At 71.2% G+C, this 16,967-nt stretch carries 9 protein-coding genes; 5 read left to right on the top strand and 4 right to left on the bottom strand.

Going from position 1 to position 16,967, the window contains the following annotated elements; translation table 11 throughout:
- Position 1: 1 nt before the first annotated feature.
- Complete coding sequence (locus H343_RS0117285) at positions 2 to 2,530, bottom strand: DEAD/DEAH box helicase (protein WP_028432186.1); 2,529 nt, start codon at positions 2,528 to 2,530, stop codon at positions 2 to 4.
- A 192-nt stretch (positions 2,531 to 2,722) separates the two neighbouring features.
- On the opposite strand from H343_RS0117285, the gene H343_RS0117280 reads away from it, so the two are divergent.
- Positions 2,723 to 3,514, top strand: coding sequence for a metal-dependent hydrolase (locus H343_RS0117280; RefSeq protein ID WP_028432185.1), 792 nt, complete (start codon positions 2,723 to 2,725; stop codon positions 3,512 to 3,514).
- A 91-nt stretch (positions 3,515 to 3,605) separates the two neighbouring features.
- Here H343_RS0117280 and H343_RS0117275 read toward each other — a convergent pair whose 3' ends face one another.
- Entirely contained in the window at positions 3,606 to 5,417 is a 1,812-nt protein-coding gene (locus H343_RS0117275; RefSeq protein WP_051265413.1) for an ABC transporter ATP-binding protein, read from the bottom strand.
- Positions 5,414 to 7,453 carry an ABC transporter ATP-binding protein gene (locus H343_RS31155; protein ID WP_051265411.1) on the bottom strand — a complete coding sequence of 680 codons (2,040 nt, stop codon included), beginning with the start codon at positions 7,451 to 7,453 and terminating at the stop codon, positions 5,414 to 5,416. Before H343_RS31155 ends, H343_RS0117275 begins: the two co-directional genes overlap by 4 nt.
- Before the next feature lie 391 nt (positions 7,454 to 7,844).
- Between H343_RS31155 and H343_RS0117265 the strand changes: the two genes are divergently transcribed.
- Positions 7,845 to 8,564 (top strand): L,D-transpeptidase family protein, encoded by a 720-nt coding sequence (locus H343_RS0117265; RefSeq protein WP_028432183.1) that lies wholly within the window; start codon positions 7,845 to 7,847, stop codon positions 8,562 to 8,564.
- A gap of 272 nt (positions 8,565 to 8,836) precedes the next feature.
- Positions 8,837 to 10,201 (top strand): alpha-amylase, encoded by a 1,365-nt coding sequence (locus H343_RS0117260; protein ID WP_028432182.1) that lies wholly within the window; start codon positions 8,837 to 8,839, stop codon positions 10,199 to 10,201.
- 114 nt (positions 10,202 to 10,315) lie between these two features.
- Here H343_RS0117260 and H343_RS0117255 read toward each other — a convergent pair whose 3' ends face one another.
- Positions 10,316 to 13,276 (bottom strand): FAD-binding and (Fe-S)-binding domain-containing protein, encoded by a 2,961-nt coding sequence (locus H343_RS0117255; protein WP_028432181.1) that lies wholly within the window; start codon positions 13,274 to 13,276, stop codon positions 10,316 to 10,318.
- A 197-nt stretch (positions 13,277 to 13,473) separates the two neighbouring features.
- Between H343_RS0117255 and H343_RS31150 the strand changes: the two genes are divergently transcribed.
- Together H343_RS31150 and H343_RS0117245 are read left to right on the top strand one after the other, a co-directional pair.
- Positions 13,474 to 15,393: an ABC transporter ATP-binding protein gene (locus H343_RS31150; RefSeq protein ID WP_078505808.1), complete on the top strand. Its 1,920-nt coding sequence runs from the start codon at positions 13,474 to 13,476 to the stop codon at positions 15,391 to 15,393.
- Positions 15,394 to 15,545: 152 nt separating this feature from the next.
- Positions 15,546 to 16,865 carry an MFS transporter gene (locus H343_RS0117245; protein ID WP_028432180.1) on the top strand — a complete coding sequence of 440 codons (1,320 nt, stop codon included), beginning with the start codon at positions 15,546 to 15,548 and terminating at the stop codon, positions 16,863 to 16,865.
- Positions 16,866 to 16,967: the final 102 nt, after the last annotated feature.

The following is a 16,967-nucleotide window of genomic DNA, read 5'->3' as shown; positions in this document are numbered from 1 at the left end:
CTCACAGCTGGCCCACCGACGTCACCTTGATCACGGCGCGCCCCTCGTCGTCGGAGGCCGTGAGGTCGACCTCGGCGGAGATGCCCCAGTCGTGATGGTCCGAGGGGTCGGCGAAGGTCTGACGGACACGCCAGAGGGCGTCCTCGGGAACCTCCTCGATGTGCAGGAGCCTCGGGCCACGGGCGTCGGGGCCGGTGCCCAGGTCGTCGTACTCGTCCCAGTAGGCGTCCATGGCCTGCGCCCAGGCGTCCTCGTCCCAGCCGGACTCGGCGTCCATCTCGCCCAGTTCACCGACCTTGTCCAGCGCGGCGAGCTCCACCCGCCGGAACATGGCGTTGCGCACCAGGACGCGGAAGGCACGCGAGTTGGAGGTGACGGGCTTGACCTGGTCGGCGCGTTCCTGGGCCTCCTCGGCGCTCTCGTCCTCCGGGTTGGCCAGCTGCTCCCATTCGTCCAGAAGACTGGAGTCGACCTGACGCACCATCTCCCCGAGCCACTCGATGATGTCCTGGAAGTCCTCGGACTTCTTCTCGTCGGGGACGGTGTGCTCCAGTGCCTTGTAGGCACTGGCGAGGTAGCGCAGCACGATGCCCTCGGTGCGGGCCAGTTCGTAGAAGGCGACGAACTCCGTGAAGGTCATGGCCCGTTCGTACATGTCACGGATGACCGACTTGGGGGACAGCGGGTGGTCGCCCACCCAGGGGTGGGACTTGCGGTAGAGGCCGTAGGCGTGGAAGAGCAGCTCCTCCAGCGGCTGGGGATGGGTGATGTCCATCAGCCGCTCCATCCGCTCTTCGTACTCGACCCCGTCGGCCTTCATCTCGGCGACGGCTTCGCCCTTGGCCTTGTTGGTCTGCGCGGCCAGGATCTGGCGCGGGTCGTCGAGCGTCGACTCCACGACCGAGACCATGTCCAGCGCGTAGGAGGGGGATTCGGGGTCCAGCAGCTCGAAGGCGGCCAGCGCGAAGGTCGACAGGGGCTGGTTGAGTGCGAAGTCGTGCTGGAGGTCGACGGTGAGCCGGACGGTGCGTCCCTGCGCGTCGGGCTCGTCCAGCCGTTCGACGACTCCGCCGTCCAGCAGAGAGCGGTAGATGGCGATGGCCCGGCGGATGTGCCGCAGCTGGGAGCGGCGGTCCTCGTGGTTGTCCTCCAGCAGCTTGCGCATCTGCGTGAAGGCGTCGCCCGGCCGGGCGATCACCGACAGCAGCATCGCGTGGGTCACGCGGAAGCGGGAGTTGAGCGGCTCGGGATCGGACGCGATGAGCTTCTCGAAAGTCTGCCGGCTCCAGTTGACGAAACCCTCCGGCGCCTTCTTGCGTACGACCTTGCGGCGCTTCTTCGGGTCGTCTCCCGCCTTGGCCAGCGCCTTCTCGTTCTCCACGACGTGCTCCGGGGCCTGCGCCACCACGAATCCGGAGGTGTCGAATCCGGCACGCCCCGCGCGGCCGGCGATCTGGTGGAACTCCCGCGCCCGCAGCGTCCGCACGCGCGTGCCGTCGTACTTGCTCAGCGCGGTGAACAGCACGGTGCGGATGGGGACGTTGACCCCGACACCGAGAGTGTCCGTGCCGCAGATGACCTTCAGCAGACCTGCCTGCGCCAGCCGTTCCACCAGCCTTCGGTACTTCGGCAGCATCCCCGCGTGGTGCACCCCGATGCCGTGCCGGACATAGCGGGAGAGATTCCGGCCGAACCGCGTGGTGAAGCGGAAGTTGCCGATGATCTTGGCGATCTCGTCCTTCTCCGCGCGAGTGCACATGTTGATGCTCATCAGCGCCTGCGCCCGCTCCACGGCCTGTGCCTGCGTGAAGTGCACGATGTAGACCGGCGCCTGATGCGTCTCCAGAAGCTCCGTCACCGTCTCGGTGAGCGTGGTGGTGCGGTATTCGTAGGACAGCGGCACGGGGCGGCTGGCGGACCGGACGACCGCGGTCTCGCGGCCCGTACGGCGCGTCAGGTCCTCCTCGAAGCGGGTGACGTCGCCAAGCGTCGCCGACATCAGGACGAACTGCGCCCGGGGCAGCTCCAGCAGCGGGATCTGCCAGGCCCAGCCGCGGTCCGGCTCCGCGTAGAAGTGGAACTCGTCCATCACCACCTGCCCGACGTCCGCCTCGGCGCCGTCCCTGAGGGCGATCGAGGCCAGCACTTCGGCCGTGCAGCAGATGACGGGGGCGTCGGCGTTGACGGAGGCGTCACCCGTGAGCATGCCGACGTTCTCGGTGCCGAAGATCTTGCACAGGTCGAAGAACTTCTCCGAGACCAGCGCCTTGATCGGGGCCGTGTAGAAGGTGACCTCGTTGCGGGCGAGTGCGGCGAAGTGCGCGCCTGCGGCGACCAGGCTCTTTCCGGAGCCGGTCGGGGTGGAGAGGATGACGTTCGCGCCGGAGACCACCTCGATCAGCGCCTCCTCCTGCGCCGGGTAGAGCGAGATACCCCGCTCCTCGGCCCACCCGGAGAAGGTCTCGTACAGGGCGTCGGGGTCGGCGTCACTCGGCATCTGGTCGATCAAGGTGGCTGTCACGCCCTCCATCTTGCCTTCCGCGGCGCCCGATACGGGAACCGGTGGCCCGTGGTTGATCATCCGGCGATACGCTGTGGCGCCGGCCGAGTGTGGGCGCACCGGGTGACCGGAGCGCCCACAGCGGTGAGTTGGCCCCGGAGCGGGGTCTGCACCGGGCCCGGGCGGGCGGCAGTGCGGCAGCGACAGGGGTGGGGAACGATCATGATGGGACCGGCACACTCGCTGTCGGGCGCGGCGGCATGGCTGTGTGCGGGAGCCGCCGCGGCGGCGCTGGACCACCCGATGCCCTGGCCCGTGCTCCTCGCGGGCGCGCTCATCTGCTCGGGCGCGGCCCTGGCTCCGGACCTCGACCACAGGTCGGCGACCATATCGCGGGCCTTCGGACCGCTCTCCAGAGTGCTGTGCGGGGTGACCGACAAGATCGCTGAAAGCGTCTACAACGCGACCAGGGGCAAGGGCGAGCGCCGCCGCTCCGGCGGTCACCGCACCCTCACCCACACCTGGCCCTGGGCGCTTTTCCTCGGCACCGGGTTCTCGGCGGCAGCCGTCTTCGGCGGGCGGTGGGCCGTGCTGGTGATCCTCTTCATTCACATGGTGCTCGCCGTGGAGGGGCTGCTGTGGCGGGCGGCCCGGGTCTCCAGTGACGTGCTGGTGTGGCTCCTGGGAGCGACCAGCGCCTGGAGCCTCGCCGGAATGCTGGACAAGCCGGGCAACGGTGCGGACTGGCTCTTCAGCGCCCCCGGACAGGAGTACCTGTGGCTCGGACTGCCGATCGTCCTGGGCGCGCTGGTGCACAACATCGGTGACGCGATCACCATATCCGGCTGCCCGATACTCTGGCCCGTCCCGATAGCCGGGAAGCGCTGGTACCCGGTGAGCACACCGCAGTTCATGCGCTTCCGCGCGGGCTCGTGGGTGGAGACGAAGCTGCTGATGCCCCTGTTCATGCTTCTCGGCGGCGGGGGAGCACTCGTGGCGCTCGGCGTGATCTGACGGCGCGTCCCACGGGCCGGAGGCGGACTCCGGGGGTGGCTGTGTCCTCCCCGTGTGCTCCGCGTCCTCTCCGTTGCCCCCGCCCGCTCTCTCATCCGTGCCAGGAGCGCCACAGAGCGGCGTACGTCCCGTCCGCTTCGACGAGGGCGTCGTGTCCGCCCAGTTCGCTGATCCGGCCGTCCTCCACGACGGCGATCACATCCGCGTCGTGAGCGGTGTGCAGCCGGTGGGCGATGGCGACCACCGTGCGCCCTTGGAGCACCTGCGCCAGCGAGCGCTCCAGATGCCTGGCCGCCCGCGGGTCCAGCAGCGAGGTGGCCTCGTCCAGCACGAGCGTATGCGGGTCGGCGAGCACCAGCCGGGCCAGCGCGATCTGCTGTGCCTGGGCCGGAGTGACGGGCAGTCCGCCGGAGCCGACGTCGCTGCCGAGACCGTCGGGCAGGGCACGGGCCCAGGAGCCGGCGTCCACCGCGCCGAGCGCGGCCCACAGCTCTGCGTCGCTCGCGCCGGTTCGGGCAAGCAGCAGGTTGTCCCGCAGGGAGCCGACGAAGACATGGTGCTCCTGATTGACCAGGGCGACGTGGCTGCGCACCCGCTCCGCGGGCATCCGTGACAGCTCGGCGCCGCCCAGGGCGACATTGCCCGTACGCGGCTCGTAGATTCCCGCGAGCAGCCGCCCCAGCGTGGACTTGCCCGCTCCGGAGGGCCCGACCAGCGCGACGCGTGTGCCCCGCGGCACCCGCATCGTCACCCCGTGCAGCACGTCCGTCCCGGTGCGGTACCCGAACCGCACCTGTTCGGCCCGCAGATCACGGCCGTCGGGGGAGAGGTTCTCGTCACCGGAATCCGGCTCGATCTCCCGCACCCCCACCAGCCGGCTCAACGAGACCTGGGCGACCTGGAGTTCGTCGTACCAGCGAAGGATGAGCGAGACCGGCTCGATCAGCATCTGTGCCAGCAGCGCACCCGTCGTCAGCTGTCCCACGCTGATCCAACCCCGCAGCACGAAGACGCCCCCCAGCATCAGCACGGCGCTCAGCAGCAGCACGTTGCTGACATTGACGACGGGGAAGAGCACGGAGCGCAGCCAGAGCGTGTACCGCTCCCAGGCGGTCCATTCGGTGATCCGCTGTTCCGACAGCGCGACCCGGCGCGGGCCCAGGCGGTGTGCCTCCACGGTGCGCCCCGCGTCGACGGTCTCGGCCAGCGCACCGGCGACCGCCGCGTAGCCCGCGGCCTCGGAGCGGTAGGCGCTGGGCGCGCGGCGGTAGTACCAGCGGCACCCGGTCAGCAGCAAGGGCAGCGCGATCAGCACGGCGACCGCGAGCGGCGGCGCGGTGGCCGTCAGCGCGCCCAGCAGCAGCGTCGTCCACACGACGCCGATCGACAGCTGCGGCACGGCCTCTCTCATCGCGTTGGCCAGCCGGTCGATGTCCGTGGTGATGCGGGAGAGCAGATCGCCCGTCCCCGCCCGCTCCAGCACCCCGGGCGGAAGGGCCACCGACCGTACGAGGAAGTCCTCGCGCAGGTCGGCGAGCATCTGTTCGCCCAGCATCGCTCCGCGCAGCCGCACTTCGCGTACGAAGAACGTCTGGATCACCAGCGCCAGTACGAACAGGGCGACCACACGCCCCAGTTGGAGGTCTCGCGAGCCCGCGGAGAGGTCCTCGACGAGGCCGCCCAGCAGATACGGGCCGGCCATGGAGGCGAGCACCGCGGTGGAGTTGACCAGGATGAGCGTGGCGAAGGCGCGCCGGTGCCGCCTGAGAAGTTCGCGCACGTAGGCGCGAACCGTGCGGGGGCCGCCGACCGGAAGGGTCGTGGAGTTCTCCGACGCCGCCGGGTCGTAGGCCGGCGGCCGGATGCCGGCTGCGGAGACGGTGTGCCCCGTCCTGCGCTTCATGAGTTCTCCGCTCCTTCGGCCCCGGCGAGTTGCGACCGGTCCTCACCGGGGTCGCCGGGCAGGACCGCTGGAACCCCGGCGGGGACGTCTGCGCCGGCAGCCTCGTGCGGGTCGCCCTTGTCGTGAGCTTCGTGCGCCTCGTGCGTCTCGTGCCTCTCGCGCTCGCCGTGCACCCCGGGTTGCTCGTGCGCGACGGGCTCCCGGGTGACCACGGACCGGTAGAGGGAGTGGGTCCGCAGCAGATCGCGGTGCGGCCCCGAGGCGACTGCCCGGTCCCCGCGGACGAGGACGACCCGGTCCGCCCGGTCCAGCATCAGCGGGCTGGAGGTGAGGACGACGGTGGTGCGTCCGGCGCGCAGCCCGCGCAGTGACAGTGCGATGCGGGCCTCGGTGTGCGTGTCGACCGCCGAGGTCGGCTCGTCCAGCACCAGTACCTCCGGGTCGGTGACCAGCGAGCGCGCCAGAGCCAGCCGCTGGCGCTGCCCGCCGGAAAGGGACCGTCCGCGCTCGGTGACACGCGCGTCGAGCGGATCGCCGTCCGGCTCCTCGACGTTCTCGGCCAGGGCGTCCAGCACGTCACCGCACTGCGCCGCCTCCAGCGCCCGCCGCAGCGGGACCAGGCCGGAGGCGGGCACGTCGAGCAGTTCGCGCACCGTGCCCGACAGCAGCACCGGGTCCTTGTCCTGGACGAGTACCGTGCTGCGCGCCTTCGCCAGCGGCACGTCGTCCAGAGGCACACCCCCGAGCCGTACCGAGGCGGCCCCGCGCCCGGAAGGGGGATGCCCGCCGAGCCTTTCGGCCAGTCTGCCCGCCGCGTCCGGATCGCCGCACACCACGGCGGTCAGCTCCCCGGCGGGTGCCAGCAGGCCGGTGACCGGGTCGCACAGGTCGCCCTCGAGTGCGTCCCCGCAGGGGCCGGGGGCAGCCGGAGGCGCGGCCGGTTGCGGGCTCTGCCCTCCGTCGACGCCGTCCGCGCCTGCGTCCGCGCCTGCGTCACCCGCCGCCGGACCGTCGGCTGCCGGCAGGCCGTCACCGGCGGTGCCCCGGCGCAACGACAGCACACGCACGGCCCGTTGTGCTGACGGCCGCGAGAAGGAGTACGCCATGGCGAACTCCTGGAAGAGCCTGAGCGGGAAGAGCAGGAATGTCACCGCGCCGTATACGGTGACCAGTTCTCCCACGCCGATTCTTCCCTCCAGCGCGAGACCGGCGCCGTGCCAGACCACCACGGCCAGCAGCAGGCCCGGCAGGGCGACCTGCACCGCTTCGATCAGCGCCCACATCCGCGCTGTACGCACCGCCGCGCGCCGCACCTCCTGCGAGGCCCGCCGGTAGCGCGTCAGGAACAGCTCCTCACCGCCGATGCCGCGCAGAACACGCAGTCCGGCCACGGTGTCCGCCGCCAGTTCCGTGGCGCGTCCGGCCTTCTCGCGCTGCAGGTCGGCGCGGCGGGTGGCACGCGGCAGCAGCGGCAGCACCGTCAGTGCCAGAACGGCCATCCCGATGGCGACGGGCAGGCCCAACTGCGGTTCGTAGAAGACCAGTCCGGTGCACACCCCGACAGCGGCCAGCAGCGCGGCGCTGAACCGTGAGGCCGACTCCACGCACCACCCGATCTTCTCGATGTCGCCGGTGGAGACCGCCACGACTTCGCCCGCCGCGACGCTCCGGGTGAGGGTGGCGCCCAGCGCGGCCGTCCTGCGGGCGAGGAGCTGCTGCACGCGCGCGGCGGAGGTGATCCAGTTCGTCACGGCGGAGCGGTGCAGCATGGTGTCGCCGACCGTGACCGTGACCGCGATGACCGCCAGGAACGCCCCGGCCCCGGCCAGCGCGGAGCCCGAGCGTGTGACGACTGCCTCCACGGCGAGTCCCACGACGGCCGGAACGAAGGCCACGGAGGCCATGTGCAGGCAGCCCCAGCCCAGCGACCTGGCCTGTCCACCCAGTTGCATGCGTCCGAGCCACAGCAGGAACCGGGCGCCCGAGCGGACGTCGGGTACGCCGGGATCGGGATACGGAAGATCGCGAATCTGCATGACGTCCCAGGGTCGTTCGGCGCGAGTGGTGGCTCGGTGCGGGATCGGTGCGAGGGGCGTGGCCTGTCGGGGTGGGGGCCGCCCGGGCCAAGACTCGCTGCGCCGTCCCCGGCGTGCAACGGGTTTTCCGGTTCCTGCGGCCAGGTGGGCGAACTCGTGTCCACCTGCTGCGATGCGCGGGCTTCACCTACGGGCGCCCTGCGGTACGGGCCGCCCCCGTACTTCCTCCGGTGAGTGGGACCATGGGGGTATGCGTGAGACTGGGGCGGGCGGGATGCCACGCGGACGGGGGCCGGTGTCCGCGGGCCGGGCAGAGAAGGGTGAGCCGCGCGCGGGTGGGGGCAGGCCCTCCGCGGGAGTGCTCTCCCCAAGTCCGGCGCCGGCGGGCCCCGTGAGGGCCGGAGCGGTTGCGGCGGCTCTCGTCCTGGCCCTGACGCTGACCGCGACCCTGACCGCGTGCGGCGGCGGGGCGACGGAGGAGAAGCGCGACAGGGCTCGCGGGGGCTCCGCTGAGCGTGAGCCGGACCCGACGCGCATCCCCGGTGTGGGTGACCCGTTGCAGAAGAAGATCCCCCGCGAGGCCCGTCAGGTCGTGGCGGTCCACGGCGAGGGCAGGAACTCCGCGGACGCGACCGTACGCCTGTACACCAAGCGCGGCGGGAAGTGGATCCGGGAACGCACCTGGCCCGGGCACAACGGGCGCAAGGGCTGGACCCGCGATCACCGGGAGGACGACAAGCGCAGCCCCGTGGGGGTCTTCACCCTCACCGACGCGGGCGGCGTGGTCCCCGCCCCGGACGCGAAACTCCCGTACACCAACAGTGCGGCGTTCACCCCGCCTTCGTACTGGCCGAAGAAGACACGGCACGATTTCGACCACGTCATCGCCGTGGACTACAACCGGGTCAAGGGCACCTCGCCCCTCGATCCCACCCGCCCGCAGGGCAAGTCCAAGGGCGGCAGCATCTGGCTCCACCTGGATCACGGCAGCGGCACTTCCGGGTGCGTCAGTATCTCCCGGTCCGGCATGGAGTACCTGCTGCGCACCCTCGACCCGCGGGCACATCCCGCGGTGGTCATGGGGGACAAGGCGGCGCTGGCCGCAGGATAGCGAGGGGCGCTCCGGCTTCCCGGCAGGGCTTGCCAGTTGGGCGCCCGTGCCGGAACGGGCACTCCAAGTGGTGTCCGCCGGGAGCGGTGTTGGCACTTCGACGGCCGAAATGCGCAGGGCGGCAAGAATTTTCAGCAACAGATGGAAAGACTTGCGTCACGTCTTGACGCGTCCACGACGTAACGGCAGGCTCCGTTACGCACCCCCCGGCGGCCTGGCGCGTGGCTGCTTTCTTCGGCACTTGCTGTTCGACGACGAAGGAGCCGCACACGATGAGAAAGCGTCTGACCGGAATGACCATGGCCGGGGTCGTTGCCGCCGGCGGTCTCACCGCCCTCGCGCCCTGGCAGTCACAGGCGACACCCCCCGGCGAAAAGGCCGTCACCGCCACCCTGTTCGAGAGGCCCTTCGCATCCGTGGGCCAGGCGTGCACCGACACCCTCGGTCCCGCCGGATACGGCTACGTCGAGGTCTCTCCCGCCACCGAGCACATCGAGGGCGAGCAGTGGTGGACCTCGTACCAGCCCGTCAGCTACAAGATCGCCGGCCGGCTCGGTGACGCCGACGCCTTCAGGGCGATGGTGGACGCCTGCCACGAGGCGGGCGTGAAGGTGATCGCCGACGCGGTCATCAATCACATGTCCGCCGGATCGGGTACGGGCACGGGCGGCACCCAGTACGGCAAGTACGACTACCCGGGCATCTACGGGGACGCCGACTTCCACGGCTGCCGCAAGGACATCTCCGACTACACCAGCCGCGACGACGTCCAGAACTGCGAACTCGTGGGCCTGTCCGATCTGGACACCGGCAGCGACAAGGTGCGCTCCACCATCGCCGCCTACCTCGACAGCCTGCGCGGGATGGGGGTGGACGGCTTCCGTATCGACGCCGCGAAGCACATGGCCGCGAGCGACGTGGAAGCCGTCAAGTCCAAGATGGCCGATCCGGGCTTCTGGGTCTCCGAGGTGATCTACGGCGGCGGCGAGGCGGTCCAGCCGGAGGAGTACACCGGGCTGGGCGACGTGGACGAGTTCCGCTACGGCTCCCACCTCAAGAGCGCCTTCCAGGGCGGAGACCTGGGAGGGCTGCAGAACATCGCCGAGGGCAAGCTCGCCTCCGGCCAGGCCCGCACCCACGTCGACAACTGGGACACCGAGCGCAACGGTTCGACGCTCACCTACAAGGACGGCGACCTCCACGGTCTCGCCAACGTCTTCATGCTGGCGCACCCCTACGGCTCCCCCAACGTCTTCTCCGGCTACGAGTGGAGCGAGAAGGACGCCGGCCCGCCCAGCGGCGGCGAGGGCTGGACCGACGTGCACGCCCGTCCGGAGATCACCGGCATGGTGGGCTTCCGCAACACCGTCGGCGACGCAGAACTGACCGACTGGTGGTCGGAGGGCGGCGCTCTCGCCTTCGCACGTTCCGGCAAGGGCTTCGTCGCCCTCAACACCGGCGACGGTGAACTGAGCCGGACCTTCTCGACGTCCCTTCCCGCCGGAACGTACTGCAACGTCGCCGCACCCTCCGGCGGCTGCGAGGGCGGCACCGTCACCGTCGGCGACGACGGCACGGCCGCGGTCACCGTCCCGGCCAGGGGAGCCGTGGCCCTGCACACCGGCGCGACCTCGTAGCGTCCCGTCAGCTTCTCCTTCACAGCCGCTGCCGGGGACGGGGCGGATGCACCCAGGCATCCGCCCGTCCCCGGCAGCGGGGCGCACCGCCCACGTGCCGGGACGTGACGGCACTCAGGACGGCCGTGTCGCCCGTTCCAGCTCCATCAGCACCGAGCGGTAGCCGCGCCCGCCCGTCGCATGGTCCATGCCGACCTCGCACATACGGTTCGCCGACAGATGCGCGTCGAAGTGCCGCGCCGTGACCTCTGCGGCCTCCCGTGCGGTCGCCGAGGCGGTCAACTCCTCGTGCAGCATGCCCCGGTCGCCCGCGAAGCCGCAGCAGCGCGTGTCCACCGGGACCACGACCTCCTCCGCGCACGCCTGAGCCACCGTGCGCAACTGTTCCGTGTCGCCCAGGTGCTGCATGGAGCACGTGGGGTGCAGGACGGCCGAGCCGGTGCGCCGTTCGACCGTCAGATGCGGCAGCAGCTCCTCGGCCGCCCACACCACCGAGTCGATGACCGTCAGCCGCTCGTGCAGCTTGCGGTTGGCCGGGCTGAGATACGGGAGCACCTCCTCGCCGATCCCCAGCGTGCAGGAGGAGGCGTCCACGATCAGCGGCAGTTCACCGCCGTCCGTCCAGCGCCAGGCAGCCTCAACGATCCGGTTCGCCATCAGCTCGTTGCCCGAGCGGTATCCCTTGGAGTGCCAGATCGTGGCGCAGCACGTGCCCACGACATCCTCGGGAATCCACACCGGACGCCCCGCGCGTGCCGAGACGATCACCAGCGACTCCGGCAGCGAGGGCCCCTCGTAGTTCTCGCCTTCGCCGAAGACGCGGTTCACGCACGCCGGATAGTAGACGGCTGCCGCGCCCGAACGGTCCGTGGCGGGCAGCCGCTTGGCTGCCGCTCCGGGAAGCTGCGGCAGCCACCGCGGTACGAGGTCGGGGCGCACGGTCCTGCGCGCCGCGCCCGTCACTGACCGGAGCAGCCGGTCGCCCCGGCCCGGCATCCGGCTGCGCAGCCCGTCGGCGGCGGCCACCGCCAGCCGGGCCGCCCGCTCCACGGCGGCGAAGTGCTTCGCTGCGCGCGCGGCCGTACGCTCCTCGCGCGCGGAGTACCGACGGTGCCGGAAGTCCTTCATCATGGCGCCGGTGTCGATGCCGACCGGGCAGGTCAGCGCGCAGGTCGAGTCGCCCGCGCAGGTGTCGACCGCGTCGTAGCCGTAGGATTCGAGCAGGTTCTCGTTGACGGGGGAGGAGGGCGCCTGGCGCAGCATCTCCCGGCGCAGCACGATGCGCTGACGGGGTGTGGTCGTCAGGTCGCCGCTGGGGCAGGTGGGTTCGCAGAAGCCGCACTCGATGCAGGGGTCGGCCACGTCCTCGACCTTCGGGATGGACTTCAGGCCGCGCAGATGCGCCTTCGGGTCGCGGTCGAGCAGCACGCGCGGAGCGAGTACGCCGTCCGGGTCGACAGTCTGCTTGATGCGCCACATCAGTTCGGTCGCCCGCTCGCCCCACTCCAGCTCCAGGAAGGGGGCGATGTTACGGCCGGTGGCGTGCTCCGCCTTGAGGGAACCGTCGAAGCGCTCGACCACCAGCCGGCAGAACTCGTCCATGAACGCGGCATAGCGCGCCACGTCCGCCTCCTTGCCGGCGTCGAACGCGAGCAGGAAGTGCAGATTGCCGTGGGCGGCGTGACCGGCCACCGCCGCGTCGAAGCCGTGCCGCCGCTGCAGCTCCAGCAGCGCCTCGCAGGCCTCGGCGAGCCGGGAGGGCGGTACGGCGAAGTCCTCCGTGATGAGTGTCGTACCCGCCGGACGCGATCCGCCGACCGCCGAGACGAACGCCTTGCGCGCCTTCCAGTAGAAGCCGATCGTCCCGGCGTCCCGCGTGAAGGTGTTGGTCACCGACGCCACGGGTGCGACGAGTTCGAGCTCCTCCATCACCCGCGAGGCCGCCTCCTCCCGCGCGAGCTGTGCCTCTTCGTCCGGCGCCCGGAACTCCACCAGCAGGGCGGCCGTCTCCTTCGGCAGCTCCGCCCAGTCGGCGGGTACGCCCGCGACGCTGACCGAGGCCCGCAGTGTGTTGCCGTCCATCAGCTCCACGGACATCGCGCCCGCCTCGTTGAACCGTGGCACGGCCGCGGCGGCGGCCGACAGCGAGGGGAAGAACAGCAGCCCGGTCGAGGTGTGCCGGTGCAGCGGAAGCGTCTCGAAGACGATCTCGGAGATGAAGCCGAGGGTCCCTTCGGAGCCGACCGTCAGCCCGCGCAGAATGCTCACGGGGGTGTCCCCGTCGAGGAAGGCGTCCAGACGGTAGCCGTTGGTGTTCTTCAGCTCGTACTTGGCCCGGATACGGCGCACGAGCCCGGCGTCCGACTCGATGTCGGCCTTCAGCGCCATCAGCCCTTCGCACAGGGCCGGTTCCGTCCGCGCGAGCTGCTCGTCGGCGTCGTCCGCGCCGGTGTCCACGACGGTGCCGGAGGGAAGGACGAGGGTGAGGGAGGCGACCGTCCGGTAGGAGTTGCGGGTCGTTCCGGCGGTCATCCCGGAGGCGTTGTTGGCGACCACGCCGCCGACGGTGCAGGCGATCGCGCTCGCCGGGTCCGGGCCCAGCAGCCGCCCGTAAGGGGCCAGGGCGGCGTTCGCCCGTACCACCGTCGTACCGGGCCCGATGCGTGCGCGGGCGGCGTCGTCGCCGAGCACCTGCACACCCGCCCAGTGGCGCCGGACATCGACCAGGATGTCCTCGCCCTGCGCCTGCCCGTTCAGGGACGTCCCCGCCGCGCGGAAGACGACTTTGCGGGCGTTGTCGCGGGCGTGGGCGAGCACGGCGGAGACGTCCGCGAGGCCCTCGGCCATCACCACCACCTGCGGCACGAAGCGGTAGGGGCTGGCGTCCGAGGCGTAGCGCACCAGATCGGAGACCTTCCACAGCACCTTGTGCGCGCCGAGCAGCCGGGTCAGTTCGCCGCGCAGCGGCTCGGGCGTACCCCCGGCCAGCGAGTCCGGGACGCGGTCGGGCGCGGGGGCGGGGGCGGCGCCCGCCGACGGCCGCAGCGCGCCGGAACCGGGTTCGAGAAGCGGCATGGTCTCTCCAGGAGCGCGTGCGGACGGGTGTGCGACCCATGCTAGGCGCAGGTCAAGGCCGCGGTCCGGGCCCGGTTTCCGCCCGGTGCGAGGCGGGCTCCGCGTAGGCTCGAACGACCGGCGCAGCAGCACAGCGAACCCGCACCCCGAGGAGCCCATTGCACCGCGACGCCCCCGAGTGGACCCCCTCCCCGTCCCTGTCGCCCGATGACGACGACGGTACGGACGGGCAGCACACTCCCCAACTGAGGCGGATCCTGCGCATCTTCCGCCCCTACCGCGGGCGGCTCGCCCTCGTGGGAGGGCTGGTCGGGGCCTCTTCACTCGTCTCGGTCGCCTCGCCGTTCCTGCTGCGCGAGATCCTCGACGTCGCCATCCCCGAGCGGCGCACGGCACTTCTGGGCGTACTCGCTCTCGGGCTGATCGCCATCGCGGTGGTCAGCAGCGTCTTCAACGTGCTGCAGACCTACATCTCCACCACCGTCGGACAGCGCGTCATGCACGATCTGCGCACCGACGTCTACGCCAAACTCCAGCGGATGCCGCTCGCCTTCTTCACCCGCACCCGCACCGGCGAGGTCCAGTCCCGCATCGCCAACGACATCGGCGGCATGCAGGCCACCGTCACCTCCACCGCGACCTCGCTGGTCTCCAACCTCACCGGCGTCGTCGCCACCATCGCCGCCATGCTCGCCCTGGACTGGCGGCTGACCCTCGCCTCGCTGCTGCTGCTCCCGTTCTTCGTCTGGGTCAGCCGCCGTGTCGGACGGGAGCGCAAACGGATCACCACACAGCGGCAGGCACAGATGGCCGCGATGTCGGCGCTGGTCACCGAGTCCCTGTCGGTCAGCGGCATTCTGCTGGGGCGCACGATGGGGCGGGCCGAGGCGCTCACACGGGACTTCGCCGGGGAGTCGGAACGTCTGGTCGGGCTGGAGATCCGCTCGCACATGGCGGGCCGCTGGCGCATGTCCACCATCGGCATCGTGATGGGTGCGATCCCGGCGCTGCTGTACTGGACGGCGGGCATGCTCGTCCACTTCGGCGGGCCCGGCTTCTCCATCGGCACCCTCGTCGCCTTCGTCACGCTCCAGCAGGGGCTGCTGCGGCCGACGGTCTCCCTGCTGTCCACCGGTGTGGAGATGCAGACCTCGCTGGCGCTCTTCCAGCGCATCTTCGAATACCTCGATCTGCGCGTGGACATCACGGAACCCGCCGCCCCGGTCGTCCTTCGGCGGGTACAGGGCCGCGTCCGCTTCGAGGACGTGGACTTCTCCTACGGGGAGGAGGACGCCGCTCCCACCCTGAGCGGCATCGACCTGGACGTCCCCGAGGGCAGTTCGCTGGCGGTCGTCGGGGCGACGGGGTCCGGCAAGAGCACCCTGAGCTACCTCGTGCCACGCCTGTACGACGTCACCGGCGGCCGGGTCACCCTCGACGGCGTCGACGTACGCGACCTCGACTTCGCCACCCTCTCCGCGGCCGTCGGCGTCGTCTCCCAGGAGACCTACCTCTTCCACGCGTCCGTCGCCGAGAACCTGCGCTTCGCCAGACCGGAGGCGACACCGGCGCAACTGCGCGCCGCCGCGGAGGCCGCGCAGATCCACGACCACATCGCCGCCCTGCCCGACGGGTACGACACCCTCGTCGGCGAGCGCGGCTACCGCTTCTCGGGCGGCGAGAAGCAGCGCCTCGCCCTCGCGCGTACGATCCTGCGGGACCCGCCGGTGCTCATCCTCGACGAGGCCACCAGCGCCCTGGACACCCGCACCGAACGCGCCGTGCAGCAGGCGATCGACGCCCTCTCCGCGGGCCGCACCACCCTCACCATCGCCCACCGGCTCTCCACCGTCCGCGACGCCGACCAGATCGTCGTACTCGACAGGGGACGCATCACCGAGCGCGGCACCCATGAGGAACTCCTCGCCGCCGACGGGCAGTACGCGGCGCTCGTACGCCGCGACGCCCGCGCCGGGGGGCCGCGCTCCGGCAGCGGGGCGGACAGCGCACCGGCCGCGGCCGGCGCCGCCGACTCCGCTCCCGGTTCCGAGTCCGCTCCCGCCGCCGGCGGGAAGACGAGCCGGGCCGCGTCCCCGGCGGACGCGCCGGTGCACTGACGCGCCGGTGCACTGAGACACGCCGCCCCCCGGCGCCGCGGGGCCCGGACCGCCGGAGGGATGTGTTCCGGTTCGATGGCGGAGAATGGCGAGTTCTGTGCGCATGCGTGGAGACACGTGTGCGCACACGCATCCCGGGGAGACGACGGGTCATGACTGAGCCCACCGACGCAGGGCCCACCCGTGAGGGGCCCACCGGGGCACCCCGGCAGGCGCCGCCCGCACGCCCCGGACGCCAGCTGCTCGCCGCTTCCATAGGCAACGCGGTGGAGTGGTACGACTGGCTCGCCTACACCTTCCTGGCCACGTTCATCGCGGCCGAGATCTTCCCCGAAAGCGCCGGTAACTCCCTCGTACCGCTGCTGTCGACCTTCGCCGTCTTCGCCGTCGGGTTCTTCATGCGCCCCGTCGGCGGACTGCTGATGGGAGCGGTCGCAGACCGCAGCGGACGGCGCGCCGCCCTGACGGTCACCATCCTGCTCATGGGCGGCAGCAGCCTGCTGCTGGCGCTGACCCCCACCTACGCCGCGGCCGGGCTGCTCGGCCCGGTCGTGCTGGTGATCGCCAGGCTGCTCCAGGGGCTGTCGGTGGGCGGCGAGTTCGCCGCGGCCACCACCTTCCTCGTCGAGTCCGCCCCGAAGGGCAGGCGCGGCCTCTTCTCCAGCTTCCAGTACGTCTCGACCACGGTCGGACAGCTCGTCGCCTCGGGCGTCACCGCGCTGCTCGTCGCCCGTATCGACGACGATCAGATGCACCAGTGGGGGTGGCGGGCCGCGTTCGTCCTCGGTGCCGTGCTCAGCCTCGTGGGCTTCTGGATCAGGCGGGGCGCCGAGGAGACCCGCAGCACCGAGATGCAGGCGGGGCCGCGTCCCGGCCTGTTCGAGGCGCTGCGCACGCATCCGCGCGAATCGCTGCTGATCTGCGGCATCACGACCGGCGCGACCATCGCCTACTACACCTGGACCTCGTACCTGCCCACGTACGCACAGGTCAACGTCGGCTTCGACAAGGGCGACTCGCTCCTGATCGGCACGATCTCGCTGGCTTTCTTCGCCCTGCTCCAGCCGCTGGGCGGGTTGCTCTCCGACCGGGTGGGACGCAAGCCGCTGCTGCTCACCTTCTCCGTCGGCTTCGCCGTACTGTGCGTGCCGCTGCTGAACTCGATCACCGACTCGTTCATGTCACTGCTGCTGGTGCAGTGCGCGGGCATGATCCTGCTCACCGGCTACACCTCCGTCGCCGCGGCCGTGAACGCCGAGGTCTTCCCGGCGCGGGTGCGGGCTGCCGGAATCGGCTTCCCCTACTCGCTGACCGTCGCTCTCTTCGGCGGGACCGCACCGTACATGGGCACCCTGTTCAAGGACCTGGGCACGCCGGGAGCCTTCCCCTGGTACGTCGCCGCGCTGTGCCTGGTCTCCGCCCTGGTCTACCTGCGGCTGCCGGAGGGCTCGAAGAAGCCGCTGGAGCGCTGAGAGCCGCCGCTGGAGCGACGGGTGCGGCCGCCCCTGTCCGGCACCGCCCGCGACCTGCGTGCACGACCGTCCCGTGCGGCACCAGCCGTACGGGACGGTCCC

The organism is Streptomyces sp. TAA204, assembly GCF_000424965.1.
This window is presented reverse-complemented; position numbering and strand designations above follow the sequence as displayed.